The sequence below is a fragment of the uncultured Brachyspira sp. genome, from assembly GCF_910578695.1.
In the GTDB taxonomy this organism is placed as follows: Bacteria; Spirochaetota; Brachyspiria; order Brachyspirales; family Brachyspiraceae; genus Brachyspira.
Window position 1 is genome coordinate 1 of the sequence record NZ_CAJTQJ010000050.1, and the last position, 12,965, is coordinate 12,965.

Annotated in this window: 10 protein-coding genes and 1 tRNA gene; 8 read left to right on the forward strand and 3 right to left on the reverse strand. The window is 25.8% G+C overall.

Features of this window, described 5'->3' with window-relative positions:
- Positions 1 to 496: 496 nt before the first annotated feature.
- Positions 497 to 1,084: a hypothetical protein gene (locus QZ288_RS10685; RefSeq protein WP_295158721.1), complete on the reverse strand. Its 588-nt coding sequence runs from the start codon at positions 1,082 to 1,084 to the stop codon at positions 497 to 499.
- 172 nt (positions 1,085 to 1,256) lie between these two features.
- Between QZ288_RS10685 and cysS the strand changes: the two genes are divergently transcribed.
- Both cysS and QZ288_RS10695 read left to right on the forward strand, forming a co-directional pair.
- Positions 1,257 to 2,714, forward strand: coding sequence for a cysteine--tRNA ligase (cysS, locus tag QZ288_RS10690; protein WP_295158723.1), 1,458 nt, complete (start codon positions 1,257 to 1,259; stop codon positions 2,712 to 2,714).
- A gap of 21 nt (positions 2,715 to 2,735) precedes the next feature.
- Positions 2,736 to 3,599, forward strand: coding sequence for a ribonuclease H-like domain-containing protein (locus QZ288_RS10695; RefSeq protein ID WP_295158725.1), 864 nt, complete (start codon positions 2,736 to 2,738; stop codon positions 3,597 to 3,599).
- Here the strand turns inward: QZ288_RS10695 and QZ288_RS10700 are convergent.
- Positions 3,596 to 4,747, reverse strand: coding sequence for an iron-containing alcohol dehydrogenase (locus QZ288_RS10700; protein ID WP_295158727.1), 1,152 nt, complete (start codon positions 4,745 to 4,747; stop codon positions 3,596 to 3,598). The two genes, QZ288_RS10695 and QZ288_RS10700, sit on opposite strands and share 4 nt — an antisense overlap.
- 742 nt (positions 4,748 to 5,489) lie before the next feature.
- Between QZ288_RS10700 and QZ288_RS10705 the strand changes: the two genes are divergently transcribed.
- The 6 genes from QZ288_RS10705 (at position 5,490) to QZ288_RS10730 (ending at position 11,742) form a co-directional block, all read left to right on the forward strand.
- Positions 5,490 to 7,403 carry an AAA family ATPase gene (locus QZ288_RS10705; RefSeq protein WP_295158728.1) on the forward strand — a complete coding sequence of 638 codons (1,914 nt, stop codon included), beginning with the start codon at positions 5,490 to 5,492 and terminating at the stop codon, positions 7,401 to 7,403.
- A gap of 81 nt (positions 7,404 to 7,484) precedes the next feature.
- The gene (locus QZ288_RS10710; RefSeq protein WP_295158729.1) at positions 7,485 to 8,837 is read left to right on the forward strand and encodes a restriction endonuclease; all 1,353 of its coding nucleotides are present in this window, start codon (positions 7,485 to 7,487) and stop codon (positions 8,835 to 8,837) included.
- A gap of 455 nt (positions 8,838 to 9,292) precedes the next feature.
- Positions 9,293 to 10,471, forward strand: a complete 1,179-nt coding sequence (fabV, locus tag QZ288_RS10715) for an enoyl-ACP reductase FabV (protein ID WP_295158731.1) — start codon at positions 9,293 to 9,295, stop codon at positions 10,469 to 10,471.
- A gap of 225 nt (positions 10,472 to 10,696) precedes the next feature.
- Positions 10,697 to 10,771 (forward strand) — tRNA-Asp (locus QZ288_RS10720).
- Positions 10,772 to 10,797: 26 nt separating this feature from the next.
- Positions 10,798 to 11,061: a 30S ribosomal protein S20 gene (gene rpsT, locus QZ288_RS10725; RefSeq protein WP_295158732.1), complete on the forward strand. Its 264-nt coding sequence runs from the start codon at positions 10,798 to 10,800 to the stop codon at positions 11,059 to 11,061.
- 231 nt (positions 11,062 to 11,292) lie between these two features.
- Positions 11,293 to 11,742 carry a PepSY-like domain-containing protein gene (locus QZ288_RS10730; RefSeq protein WP_295158734.1) on the forward strand — a complete coding sequence of 150 codons (450 nt, stop codon included), beginning with the start codon at positions 11,293 to 11,295 and terminating at the stop codon, positions 11,740 to 11,742.
- A 2-nt stretch (positions 11,743 to 11,744) separates the two neighbouring features.
- Here QZ288_RS10730 and QZ288_RS10735 read toward each other — a convergent pair whose 3' ends face one another.
- On the reverse strand, positions 11,745 to 12,734 hold the full coding sequence (locus tag QZ288_RS10735) for a tetratricopeptide repeat protein (protein WP_295158736.1): 990 nt from the start codon (positions 12,732 to 12,734) through the stop codon (positions 11,745 to 11,747).
- Positions 12,735 to 12,965 lie beyond the last annotated feature (231 nt).

Sequence of the window (12,965 nt, forward strand, 5' to 3'; positions counted from 1 at the left end):
ATGTCAGGCACTCACAAGTTTTTTATTTCTTTTATTATTGCTAGCGATAAACTTTTTATTATTGCTAATAAAAATTATTTTTATTGTTGCTAGTGATAAACTCGCTTTAAATTAGCCAGTAACTTCATTATTATTGATAGTAAAAATTATGAGTGTTATGTATTGTTAAAAATGGCAGTACTTATCGAAAGCAATTTTAAAACTATAAGATGATTATATAGAGTTTTAAGTTAGAAGTAACAAATTTTATTTATCTAGGACAGCCCCTAATTTTAAATTAGCAATTAAATATTAGAAAACTAAATATAAAAATTGCAGGCATATAGTCCCGCAATTTTTATCATAAGCAATAATAAAAAAATTAAACAGTTTTACTTTTTTTTATTACTACAGTAGCCTGTGCTTTATATTTAGATATTAGGCTTTTAATATCTTTCTTTTCTTTTTCTTCTGCTTTAGGCATTATTTAATTCCTCCTTGAATAATGAATAATGTTTTAGAAGCCGCCTTCTCGCCATACCTTAAAATTCGGATAGTCTAATTTTTTAGACTCATCTTCATACCATTTGCATACAGCCGCTGACATATTAATGACATAAAAATTAAACTCCGTTTTCCAGCCGTCATTTTTAAATTCGGCAAATGATGGTATAAACTTATTATTAATGGTATTATATATACTGTCTTGTGCCGATTCCGTAGGTATATTATTATCTTTTATGGCAATTCTCAATATCAAATGTATAGACATGCATGATAAAGATGATGTAATTTTGCTGTATTCATTAAACATCTCATCTTTAGTATAATTTTCTGATAAAGCATTCATCCATATTTGAATTAAATTTCCAAGTGCCTCAAGCTGCTTAGCAGATGCATTTTTATCCATAATGACAGAAGCATAATTTTCTGCCAATTCTAAAAATGTCATAGAATAGCTTTCATCTGAAATGGATATATCAGCTGCATCTTCTATCTGCATAGACTTTACCATAGATGAAACGCTGTTTTTAGAATAAACTTTATTATTATATAATATAAAAACAAATGAAGATAATAATAAATAAACAAAAATCTTTTTCATAAAACATATTTCCATTATAATTTTATATATTTATTATCGTCATCAATTAGTTTGTCAATACAGTTATTTTTTATTGAAATTATATGCTTATATAAAAAATGAATAATAGTTCTTGACAAATAAAGTCTTTTAAGTAAAATATTAATCATATTTTAAGGAATAATTTTTTGATATGAAAAATATAGTAATTTATAATTCACTTACCAGAGAAAAAGAAGTATTCAAGCCGATTAACAGCAAAGAAATCGGTATGTATTCATGCGGACCTACTGTATACAATTATGCACATATAGGAAATTTCAGAGCTTATATATTCAGCGATTTGCTTAGAAGAGTATTAGAAGATTACGGATATAATGTTAAACTTGTAATGAATTTGACAGATGTTGATGATAAGACTATAAAAAATTCAAAAGAAAATCATATTTCCTTGAATGATTATACAAAAAAATATAAAGAAGCATTCTTTGAAGATATAAAAATATTGGGAATAAAAAAAGCATCTGTAAATCCTGCTGCAACAGAGCATATAAAAGAGATGATTGATATTATAGAGCTTTTAAAGAAAAACGGACATACTTATGAATCAGAGGGTTCTGTTTATTTCAAAATAGGCACATTTTCTAAGTACGGAGAATTGGCTAATTTGGATAAGCAGGAATTATTAGACGGGGCTTCTGGAAGAGTTCTTAATGATGAATATGATAAAGAGAATGCAAGCGATTTTGTACTTTGGAAGGCATATACAGAAGATGACGGAGATATTTATTGGGATTCGCCTTTTGGAAAGGGAAGACCGGGCTGGCATATAGAATGTTCGGCTATGAGCTGTAAATATTTAGGAAAGCATTTTGATATACATACAGGCGGAGTTGATAATAAATTTCCTCATCACGAAAATGAAATAGCACAGAATGAAGCTGCTTTTAATGAAAAGTTTGTTAATTATTGGCTTCACTGCGAGCATTTAATAGTTGATGGAGAAAAGATGTCCAAATCTAAAGGCAACTTTTATACTTTAAGAGATTTGCTTGATAAAGGGCTTTCTCCTGAGGCTATAAGATATTCGCTTATCAATTCGCATTATAGAAAACAATTAAATTTCACTATAGAAGGAATTAAACAGTCTCAAAGTGCTATTGATAGAGTTAATGATTTGATATTCAGACTTAAAGATATAAGCAGAATTGATTCTAATGAAGTTAATGAAAAAATATTAAAAGATTTAGAAGTTTCCAATGAAAAGTTTTCAGATTCTATTTATAATGATTTAAATATTTCAGAGGCACTTGGGATATTATTCACATTGATAAAATCTGTAAATACATCTTTTGAATATATTAATATAAATACAAGAGATGAAATATTAAAATTCATAGAGAGAGTGAATAATATTATTAACTGCTTTAAAATAGGAAAAGAAAAAGAAAATAATATAGATAAAGAAAAAAATAATGCAAATAATGCAAATAATGCAGATGAAGAAAAAATTAATAAGCTTATAGAAGAACGCACTATTGCCAAGAAAGAAAAAAATTATAAAAAAGCAGATGAAATAAGAAATGAACTTTTATCTATGGGAATAGAGATAATGGACACTCCTCAGGGTGTTAAGCTGAAAAGAAAATAATGATAAAAATAAAGGAATTATGTGGATTTAATAAAAAAAACATTCCAGCATATAGAGGGTATCGGACCAAAAAAAGAAAGTCTTTTATGGGAAGAAGGCATTATTGATTGGGAAGATACATTAGAAAAAATAGATTATTATGCTATGCCTGGCAGTATTAGGGAGGCTTTGAAAAATGAGCTTCCTAAATCTATTTACAATTATAAATCAAAAAACTATTTTTATTTTTTAAAGAAATTTCCCTCTTCAATAATGTACAGACTTTATCCTCTTTTTATGGAAAAAACGGTTTTCTTAGATATAGAAACTACAGGAATAAAGCCGTCTAAAGCTCATATAACAGTTATAGGCTGTTATGACGGTAAGGATATAAGAGTATTTGTACATGGCAGAAATGAGCATGAATTTTTGGAATATATAAAAAATTATTCTATAATAGTTACATTTAATGGTTCTTGTTTTGATATACCATTTTTGGAGAGATATTTTGCCAAAACCATAAAATCTGCACAAATAGATCTGCGTTTTCTGCTTAAAGATTTGGGTTATACAGGCGGATTAAAAAAAATAGAGCAGGATATAGGTATTTCCAGAGGCGATGATATGGAAGGAGTTAATGGCTATACTGCTGTACTTCTTTGGAATTATTATCAGGATACAAAAGATGAATCTGCAATAGATTCTCTTATACATTATAATCTGCTGGATACGGTTAATTTAGAACATTTGCTTTGCTTTGCCTACAATAAGTATGCTGAAATCTATAACTGCAGTATGTTAGAATATAAAACTCTGCCTTCAATAGATAATTATAAGCCCAATAAAAAACTTATAGATACATTACATAAAAAACCTTATAAATATGCCCCTAAAAGCGAAGATTAATAAGCCTGTTCTAATATGGTCATAATAGACTCTAAATTCATACTTCTAGGCAGATTTTCCATACCTTGATACTTCAAAGCAATTTCTGCTACTTTATCAAATTTACTTCTGTCTATATTTATTTCATTTAATCTTGTAGGAAGATTAATATTATGCAGAAACTGTTTTATATGCTGTGCAGATTGATTTGCTATTTCAAAAGGAGTCATTTCAGGGTCTATTCCGTCTATTACATTTGAAAGCACAACATATTTATCAGGTGCTACAGTAATATAATATTCCATTATATGAGGCAGTAATATAGAACATACCATAGATTTGTTAACTGCATATACGCTGTTTATAGCTATTGATAATGCTCTTATAGCCCCCAAACTGCTATGACATGCAGAAGCAGCACATAGCATATTCGCTGTAGCTAATGTTGTTATATTATCTATATTATCACTGTAGGATATAAGTTTTTTTAATCCCTGCATGCTTATTTTCATTGCATGTACTATTAAAGGTTCTGTAATGCTTGTAATGGTATTGCTCATATATATATCAAAAGATAATGCAAATACCGATAATGCACTGCTTAGAGTATATTTTGCAGGCACTGTAGTATATAGAGTAGGGTCTATAATGCAGTTAGAAGTATATACATTTGCTTCATTATTTTGCTTATTTATTTCATCATATTTATCATATAAACACATACCTGTAGCTATTTCAGATAAAGAACCCAATATTGTAGGCACGGCTATAACAGGCAGAGGCTTATGATATACAGGCTGCCCATTAATATAATCAGATGCTTCTCCGCTGTTTGTTACTACAATAGCAGCTCCTTTTGCAGTATTTTGTATTTTAAATCCGCCTACTGAAACTATAGATTCTGCTTTGCTGTATCTTACGAGATTTGCAATAATATCTGCTGCATCGCTGGTGCTTGTAGAGTTTACATCAGAATAAACCATAACATTTATAAGCTTATCATTAAGTTTATTTACTATTTGATCTATTAATCCTGTCTGATTAAAAGAAGTGCCGTCTGTAACTAATACAGTTCTTCCGCCGTACTTCTTTATAGTATCTGCCAAACACTCTAAAGAATCAACTCCGAATGTTATTTTTGTAGGTATATTAAATTCTATTATAGCCATATTCTTCTTCTGTTATATTAATTTTATATTTCTTATTATATATATTCGGAAATATCAGCCTTAATTTTTAATGTTAACAGCTAATTAATTATATACATTTTATTATATTTACATCTGCTTATTATATTTACATCTGCCCGCCATTTTTCTTTACTGCTTTTTATACAAATCTCATATTTTCTTTTTTTTATTACATATTATAAAGTAAAAAAACCTTATAAAAATAAAAAATTCCCGCCCTAATTTTTATTAAGTTTTTAGCTTTTTTAAACGCATAGTTAATGAAATTTTATATGTAATTTAATATTATTGTTAATCATTTATATTTATAGTTTAGTTTTATATGCAGTGAATAGAAAATAGGTGAAGAGACAATAAATTTAAATAAATTTGGCAGATACTCATAATTTTTATATTTTCAATTATTGCCCCATTTTTCTTAATTTTGTATATAAAAACTTGTTTGTTAATTATCACTGCAATTTTATAAATGTTGGGTATTCATAATTTTAGTTATTAGCCATTTTAAAGCAAGTTTATATTTAGCAGCAATAAAATAATTTTGATTATCAAAAAAATTATATCATATCTTATAATAACAAAATAATTTCATCAGCATAATAATATTCTAATTTTATGCTAAAAATATAATTAAATAGAAAAAAAGTATACTATATTACATTGAATTTATAAATAATTTTTATATAATAAATAGCATAAATTTACTTTTAAGGAATATATAATGCGATATTGGGTATTTAAACATGGAGTTAAAGATTGGAATAAAGTAGAAATGGCTTATAAAAACAATTATTGTTATTGTCAGTTTGAATATGGTTTCCAAGAACAATTTGAAATGAATTGGAAGCTTTTAAAAGAAGTAAAAATTGGCGACATAATCATATTAGGTGTAGCAAAATCAGATTTAAAGTTTGCTTGGGGTTATGCCATAAAACCTAGATTTGAAAATAGTAATTTAAATAAAGTAAAATTAAATTGTGAAAAAGTTATAAATACTAATCATCATAATTTTAAATACCGCTCTGATAATTATAATGGTTATATAGAATTTGAAGATTGCAGATGTTTTTATGAAAATTTAGAAGATGGTAAAAATGGTTGGGGACAGAGAATAGATGTAGATAAATGGAATGATTATAATGGAAATGGTATTTCATACCCTCATACAACGCATAATCTTCAATATAATATAATACAAGAGATAGATAAAAAAGACGCATTAAAAATCGTAAGATTATTGAAAAATGATACTAATTTCCAATTTAAGAAAGATATAATGGAAGATTATAAAAAATTATTAGAAAATAATCACAACCTCATACTTACAGGAGCGCCTGGTACAGGTAAAACATACCTAGCAAAACAAATTGCTGCAAAAATGATTTTTGATGAAGAATATACTGAAGAATTGGAAGAATACGAAAATTTTAAAAATCAATGCCAGTTTGTACAGTTTCACCCATCTTATGATTATACAGATTTTGTTGAGGGCTTAAGACCTATTAAAGATAATAGCGGAAATATTGGATTTGAAAGAAGGGACGGAGTTTTTAAAGAGTTTTGTAAAAGAGCATTAAATAATTTAATTGACAGCAAAAAAGAAGAGTCAGAATTGAATTATGAAACAATCGTAAAAAAATATTTAATAAAATTTGCAAATGAAAAATATGAAGAATTTAATAAAAATAATGAACTTATATTAACTGGTATTAGTAATAAACTAGTTGCACCGTATATAAATATATATTTTGATGAAGAAGAAGAAATACTATTAATGACAGCAAAATCAAAATATGAATACACTATAAATGGTAAAATATATCAATATGTGGAGTGGTACAAAATATATAAAAAGCAAAAAGACAATGGAAGTTTAACTACAGCTAATATGGAAAAAGCGGTAGGATTTGCAGGTCGTATAAGTTATTTATGTGCTTTCTTACATAATTTTTATATAAAATATAATTCTGTTATAGAAGAAGAATTAAAAAATAGTAGTACTAATACAATAGAAAAAATTAAAAAGAAAAATTTTGTATTCATTATAGATGAGATTAACAGGGGAGAGATTTCAAAAATTTTCGGTGAATTATTTTTTGCTATTGACCCCGGATATAGAGGCATTAAAGGAAAAGTGCTTACTCAATACTCTAATTTAATAGATGAAGAATCAGAAAAATATTTTTATATACCAGAGAATGTTTATATAATAGGCACTATGAATGATATTGACAGAAGCGTTGAAAGTATGGACTTTGCTATGCGCAGAAGATTCGCCTTTATAGAAATTAAAGCTAAAGATACACAAGAAAATATATTAAAAAGTTTAGATAAAAAAATAAAACAAGAAGCAATTAATAGAATGAATAATTTAAATAATGCTATATATAATGAAAATGAAAATGAAAAAGAAAAACAAAGTATATGCGAATTGTCTTCATCTTATCATATAGGAGCTTCTTATTTCTTGAAGTTAAAAAATTATTATAAAAGTGATAATAAAGAAGAAGCATTTACAAGTTTATGGGAAAATCATTTAAAAGGGCTTTTATTTGAGTATTTGAGAGGTATGCCTAATATAGATGATAAACTTAAAAAATTAGAAAATGCTTATAATCTAATTTCTGCTAAATAGTACAGCACCTGATAATAATACGCAACAAAATGATAATGCAGATAATTGATAATTTTGTAATAGATTTATAAAAATAATAATATGAGTAACAGTAAAATTATTAAATTAAAAGATAATAACAATAAATATGATATATCAGAGCTATCAGAAATAGATAAAAATAATATTCAATATATAGCCAGCCATTCTATAGAAAATATTTCAGATAATATTTTAATATTTCCAAATAGTTTTGATGAAATCAAAGATTTAAACGAAAAAAGTACAATATTTAATTTATATGATAATAAAATACATACTAATAATTTAATGGGATTTATAAGCTATAATAATACACAAATAAAAATTTCTTCAAGATTTGCATTAGATGATAATAAAGATTATTTTTTACATTATATGCTTATGAAAGTGCTTTCGCTTAATATTATTAATTTAGAGCATAGTGCATATAATGATGATTCATTTGATTTTTTGATTTATATATTTGCTATTTTTTTTAAGTCTGCATTAAGGCAGGGACTTTTTAAACAATATAAATTAATAAAGCATAATGATTCTAATGTTAAAGGTGCTATTGATATTAATAGATACATTAAAAATAATATTCCTTTCAATGGTAAAATTTCGTACAATACTAGAGAGTACAGTTATGATAATAATATAACCCAATTAATAAGGCATACTATAGAATATATAAATACAAAAAACAGATATATTCTAAATTCTGATAATGAAATAAAGGATTATACTCATCAGATATTTTATTCTACCTCAAGCTATGAGAAAAATAAAAGAGAAAGTATTATAAATAAAAACTTAAAAAAATTACTGCATCCATACTATTATGAATATGAGCCTTTAAGAAGAATATGCATTCAAATATTAAGGTATGAAAAATTAAAATACGGCAGCAATGATAATACAGTATACGGCTTATTATTTGACGGGGCATATCTTTTTGAAGAGTATTTAAATACTTTTTTAAGTAAAGAAAAATTTATTCATACAGAAAGCAGAAATACAAAAAATGGTAATAGCATTAAATTACTCAATAATGCTTGGAGAGTTTATCCAGACTTCTATAAATTGTCAGACGGCAATGAATGTAATATTGTACTTGATGCAAAATATAAAAGACTTAATAAAGAAGATAATGAGAATATAGACAGAAATGATAAGCATCAAATAGTTTCTTATAGCTTTACGCTTAATGCTAAAAAGTCAGGTTTTATTTATCCATTGGAAGAAAATAATTTCAAACAAAATACTGAAAATACTTATATAGGAAATCTAAACAATGAATATAATAATAATATTAACTGCGAAATACATAAATTTGCTTTAAAAATTCCTAATCAAAATTTCAATAATATAAAAGAATTTGCTGAAGAAATGAAAAAAATTGAAGATGAATTAATAGGATATTTAAAATAATTTTTTAAATGCATAATTAATGAAATATGTAATTTAATAAAAATTTGAATTGCAGATATTTTGTATTTATTAATTTTGTTAATAAGTAATAAATTTAAAAAACTATTGAGCGAAAGTAAAAATAACATTTTAAAATTAAAAATAATTCATAAATATCAAAAAATAATAGAAAGTCTAAATGGAGGGCAAGTATAATTAATTTTATTGTTATTGTTATCGATAAACTCGTTTTAAATTAGCTAATAACTTCATTATTATTTCTAATAAAAATTATTAGCTTTGATATTCTGGCATTCTATGAATGTTGTATATTCATAATTTTTATATTTAGCTTTCTAGTATTTAAAAAAGTTAATAATTATTTTGATTTCATTTTAATTGAAAAAAAAACAATTTTATTATAAAGTATAATAAAATTAGTTTGGAAAAAATGAATAATAGGAGAATAAAAAAATATGGTAGTAGAGCCAAAAATATTAAATAATATATGCATAACAGCTCATCCTCTAGGCTGTGCTAAGGAAGTAGAAAATCAAATTAATTATGTAAAATCAAAGCCGAAAGTAAAATCTAATGTAAAAAATGCACTTATATTAGGAGCTTCAGGCGGATACGGACTTGCAAGCAGAATAGCTATAGCTTACGGATTAGGGGCAAAAACTATGAGCGTATCATTTGAAAAAGGAGCTACAGCAAGAAGAACAGCAACTCCGGGCTGGTATAATAATGAAGCTTTTTCTGCTTTTGCCAAAAGAGACAAAGCAGAGGATAAAAATTTAATATTAGATGCTTTTTTAAATGCCTCAAAAGAAGAAGTTATTAAAGAAGCTAAATCATTTTTTAAAGGCGAAAAAATAGATTTAGTAATATACAGTTTGGCTGCACCTGTTAGAACAGATGAATCTACAGGAACACTTTACAGATCAGCTTTAAAACCTATAGGTAAAAAATATAACGGCATAGGAGTTGATTTTTTGACAGAAGAGTTATTGAATGTGTCTATTGAGCCTGCTAATGAAGATGATATAAAATCAACTGTAAAAGTTATGGGCGGAGAAGACTGGGAATTATGGACAGATGCCCTATTAAATGCCGATATGTTATCAGAAAATGCTGTTAATATTGCTTATTCGTATATAGGTCCTGAAATGACAAAAGCAATTTACAGAGAAGGCACTATAGGAAAGGCTAAAGATAATCTTGAGTTAACAGCTCATAAATTAGACAAAAAAATGCAGGAAAAAATAAAAGGACATTCTTATGTTTCAGTAAATAAAGCAGTAGTAACTAGGTCTTCAGCAGTTATTCCTACAGTCCCTTTATATATAGGAATATTATTTAAAGTTATGAAAAATAAAGGACTTCATGAAGGCTGCATAGAACAAATGTACAGACTTATAAGCGAAAAACTTTATAATGGCGGCGATGTGCCTGTTGATAGCGAAAATAGAATAAGGTTAGATGATTGGGAGATGAGAGATGATGTTCAAAAAGATGTACTAGATGCTTGGAATAAATTAACAAAAGATAATTTGAAAGAAATAGCAGATTTACAGCTGTTTAGAAAAGATTATATGAATATGCATGGCTTTGAAGAAGACGGCATTGATTATAGTCAGGATGTTCAGATATGATTTAATGCTATAGATTAGTATTAATTATTAGCGAAGTTTGAATATGTTTTATATTTAATCTTCGCTTTTTTTATTTACTATAAAAAAATAAATAACCTTGATAAAAGAAAGTAAAAAAAATTAATAAAAGAAATATTATTATTCTAAATTTTAATTATTTTTTATATTTTTATACTTGACAAAAAAAAGAATTACTATATAATATAAAACATTCCTTAACTAATTGGAGTTGTAGCTCAGTTTGGTTAGAGCGCCTGCCTGTCACGCAGGAGGCCGCGGGTTCGAGCCCCGTCAACTCCGCTTTTATTTTAACACGGAGTAAATTAATGCCTAATATAGCTTCTGCATCTAAAAGATTAAGACAAAATGAAGTTAGAAATCTTTATAATAGAAAAATTAAAAGTTTCTTGAATACGCAAAAAAAGAAAGTAATTAAAGCAGTAGACAGCAATGATAAAAATCTTGCTTCAGAAGAATTTAAAAAATATGCAAGTGCCTTAGATAAGGCTGCTAGAAAATCTGTTATACATTTAAATAGAGCTAGTGCTAGAAAATCTGATATGATGAAAAAAATTAATGCTATGAAATAATTTTTATGGCTGCTTGATAATTGAAACACCTGTACAATGTATTTGTATGGGTGTTTTATTATATATCATATATTACTTAATTTAGTAATTATATTTCTTACTTTATATTAGAAAAACTATAATTATTTTTGTTAACAAATAAAATATATTGAAATCCGTAAATCTATAATAGTAATAAATAATAAAAAAATCTAATATTATAAATATAAAATACGATATTAATAAATAAATATGAAATATATAAAATTAATATTATTAGTATTGATATTTAATATAAATATATATTCTCAATCCATAACAGAGAATTCTCTGCCTTTAAGAGCCAAAAATTTTTTGAATCTTAACTTTCCAGGAAATAATATAAAAACAGCAGCATTATATCAAAACGGAGGAGGTTATGAGGTAGATATAGATTTCGGTTATAGATTCATATTTTATGATACAGGGTTATGGAAAAAAATAAGCGTTATAGATGATCAAGCAAAGGCTAAAGGCATACCAAGAAGCTGCATACATAAGTCTATGGTTAATGTAATTGACAGTAAATATCCCGCTTCTAAAATAACAGATATAGAGAGAAAAGACAAAAATTTTATAATAAAATTAGATGATAAATATTTACTTGAAATAAGCGGTTATGGAATTATAATTAATCAGACAAATTTAGATAATAATAATTAATTTTAAAATTCCTTAGATTTATTTAATGCTGTAATCGATTTTTCTATATCTCCCATAGCATTATATATGTCAGAAAGGAGTATATATATTTCTCTATTACAGTTTCCTATTTTAATGCATTCTTCTAATATATTTAATGCATTATTATAAAGCCCAGCATAATAATATGATAATCCTAAATAATAATATGATGATGAATGATGTTTATTAATCTCTAAGGCTTTATTTAAATTAGATATAGCATTAATATAATCTTTAATCTCATAAAAAGAAGCACCAATATAATAGTATAATAAATAATCTTTACTATCTATATTCAAAGCATTTATAAAATAAGATAAAGAATTATTAAAATCATTAAGCATAAAGAAACAAAAACCCATATTGAAATATACAGAATAATTATCCTTTTCTATTTCTATTATTTTTTTAAATATATCTATAGATTTTTGATATTCATACTTTTCCTTATAAGAAAGAGCAAGCATATAAAGACTGTCATAATCATATTTATTAAGTTCTATAGCCCTCTCAAAGTATTCTACAGCATCATCTATTTTTTTTAAATGATACGAAGCTATACCTAATGTACGCCAATTAAAATATTCTTTAGGCGATATCATAAATGATTTATTCAAAACATTCACAGCATCTTCATATCTTCCAGCTTCTATATAGCATTTGCCAAGCCAATTAAGACTAATATAATCATTATTTTCTATTTCATAAGCTCTTTCAAGATAAAAAACAGCATCTTCATAATTTTTTAATTTTGTATATGATATTCCTGCAAGTCTGTATACAGAATAGTCATTATTATTTATCAGCAATGCTTCTTTGAATAGTTCTACAGCATTTTTATGATTGCCAAGCTGAGTATAAAATATGCCGAAATCCACCCTAGCTTTATAATTATTAGGCTCTCTATTACATATTTCTTTATAATGAGATATCATACTATCTACTTTGTTTTGAAGAGTATCATCTGACATAAAAATCGATTTCCTTAAAATGAACTTAATTAATATTAGTATATCTTTAGGTTTGTTTTTTTTCAACTTGCAGTTTTTATAAAAATTATCAATATATGATTAATATATCATATTGACATTTTTTAACATATATTATATACTTATATAAATATAAAAATAGGTAATTTATGTCAACTGTCAACTGTCAACTGTCAACTGTCAACTGTCAACTGTCAACTGTCAACTGTCAAC

Coding starts and splice junctions, on each gene's coding strand:
- QZ288_RS10685 (WP_295158721.1), bottom strand. CDS start 1,084: ATGAAAAAGATTTTTGTTTATTTATTATTATCTTCATTTGTTTTTATA.
- cysS (WP_295158723.1), top strand. CDS start 1,257: ATGAAAAATATAGTAATTTATAATTCACTTACCAGAGAAAAAGAAGTA.
- QZ288_RS10700 (WP_295158727.1), bottom strand. CDS start 4,747: ATGGCTATAATAGAATTTAATATACCTACAAAAATAACATTCGGAGTT.
- QZ288_RS10705 (WP_295158728.1), top strand. CDS start 5,490: ATGCGATATTGGGTATTTAAACATGGAGTTAAAGATTGGAATAAAGTA.
- QZ288_RS10710 (WP_295158729.1), top strand. CDS start 7,485: ATGAGTAACAGTAAAATTATTAAATTAAAAGATAATAACAATAAATAT.
- fabV (WP_295158731.1), top strand. CDS start 9,293: ATGGTAGTAGAGCCAAAAATATTAAATAATATATGCATAACAGCTCAT.
- rpsT (WP_295158732.1), top strand. CDS start 10,798: ATGCCTAATATAGCTTCTGCATCTAAAAGATTAAGACAAAATGAAGTT.
- QZ288_RS10730 (WP_295158734.1), top strand. CDS start 11,293: ATGAAATATATAAAATTAATATTATTAGTATTGATATTTAATATAAAT.
- QZ288_RS10735 (WP_295158736.1), bottom strand. CDS start 12,734: ATGTCAGATGATACTCTTCAAAACAAAGTAGATAGTATGATATCTCAT.